Source organism: Phytoactinopolyspora endophytica (genome assembly GCF_004138495.1).
In the GTDB taxonomy this organism is placed as follows: domain Bacteria; phylum Actinomycetota; class Actinomycetes; order Jiangellales; family Jiangellaceae; genus Phytoactinopolyspora; species Phytoactinopolyspora endophytica.
The window spans coordinates 28587-30012 of sequence record NZ_ML142863.1; the positions used below are offsets into that span (position 1 = coordinate 28587).

The 1426-nt window shown below is 67.3% G+C and carries 1 protein-coding gene; it reads right to left on the bottom strand.

The genetic code is table 11. The features are described from left to right. Nucleotides 1-20: 20 nt before the first annotated feature. Nucleotides 21-1019: a 30S ribosomal protein S2 gene (gene rpsB / locus ELR45_RS24345; RefSeq protein WP_129668671.1), complete on the bottom strand. Its 999-nt coding sequence runs from the start codon at nt 1017-1019 to the stop codon at nt 21-23. Between the last annotated feature and the right edge of the window lie 407 nt (nt 1020-1426).

Consider the following 1426-nt stretch of genomic DNA (forward strand, 5'->3'; position numbering starts at 1 on the left):
CGTCCGCTCACCAAAGAACCTTAGGCTTGCGTGCTCGCCGTCTGCGCCAGATCGGAGTCCGCTTCGGCAGGGGCCTCGGCCGCTTCGGCAGGGGCCTCGGCCGCTTCGGCAGGGGCCTCGGCCGCTTCGGCAGGGGCTTCAACCGCGTCCGCGGCCTCAACCGCGTCCGTCGTCTCAGCCGCGTCCGCGGCCTCAACCGCCGGCGCCGCAGCACCGTTCTCCTCTGGCGAAGCCTCGCCCTCAGATCCGACCAGCAGTTCCTTCTCCCACTCGGCCAGCGGCTCGTCGACAGCGACATCCGCCGTGCCCTCGTCGCCACCGCGCTGGCCCTGACGGGTGATCAGCCCGTCAGCGACGGAGTCAGCCACGACCCTGGTCAGCAAGTTGACGGCGCGGATGGCGTCGTCGTTGCCGGGGATCGGGTAGTCGACCTCGTCCGGGTCACAGTTGGTGTCGAGGATGGCGATGACGGGGATGCCGAGCTTGCGCGCCTCGTTGACGGCGAGGTGCTCCTTCTTCGTGTCGACGATCCAGACCGCGCTCGGAACCTTGGCCATGTTGCGCACACCGCCGAGCGTGCGCTCCAGCTTGTCCTTCTCACGCCTGCGCATGAGGAGTTCCTTCTTGGTCAGCCCGGAGGCGGCGACGTTGTCGAAGTCGAGCTCCTCGAGCTCCTTCAGCCGCTGCAGCCGCTTGTTGACCGTCTGGAAGTTGGTGAGCATGCCGCCCAGCCAACGCTCGGTCACGTACGGCATGTTGACCCGGGTGGCCTGCTCGCGCACGGCCTCCTGAGCCTGCTTCTTGGTGCCGACGAAGAGGACCGTGCCGCCGTGCGCCACCGTCTCCTTCACGAAGTCGTATGCGCTGTCGATGTAGGACAGCGACTGCTGTAGGTCGATGATGTAGATGCCATTGCGCTCGGTGAAGATGAATCTCTTCATCTTCGGATTCCAGCGCCGGGTCTGATGCCCGAAATGCACGCCGCTCTCGAGCAGCTGCTTCATGGTGACGACGGCCATGGCCGCGCCTACCTCCTTCTCACCCGCGACCGGCGCAGGTGACTCGTCGTGGTTGTTCGCGGCTAGCCCGGTTGCTGCCGCGCCTGGTGCCCTGGGCCGCTGCCGCCAAACCCCGGCCAAGGCCGAGGACCACGACGGGCGCACCGCTTACAGGACACGCGGATTTTGACCCAGCGCAAACTGGGTCACCGATCAGTGTACAGCTATGTCCGCGGCGCCAGCCACCACAGGTCACCAGCGGTTCCGAACCCGGGAGGTCGAGACCGGAAAGGTGCGCAGAGATCTCCCGGCGGCGCGTTGCGTCGGGCGAGACGGCTCCGCCGATCTGTGGCCCGGTTGGGCTTGAGTCGGGAGATCCTCTCCCCACCTCCCCGGCCCCTCCACCACCCACCAACCCGATTCCGCCG

Excerpts from the sequence above, each read along its gene's own strand:
- rpsB (WP_129668671.1), bottom strand. The coding sequence starts at position 1,019 with ATGGCCGTCGTCACCATGAAGCAGCTGCTCGAGAGCGGCGTGCATTTC.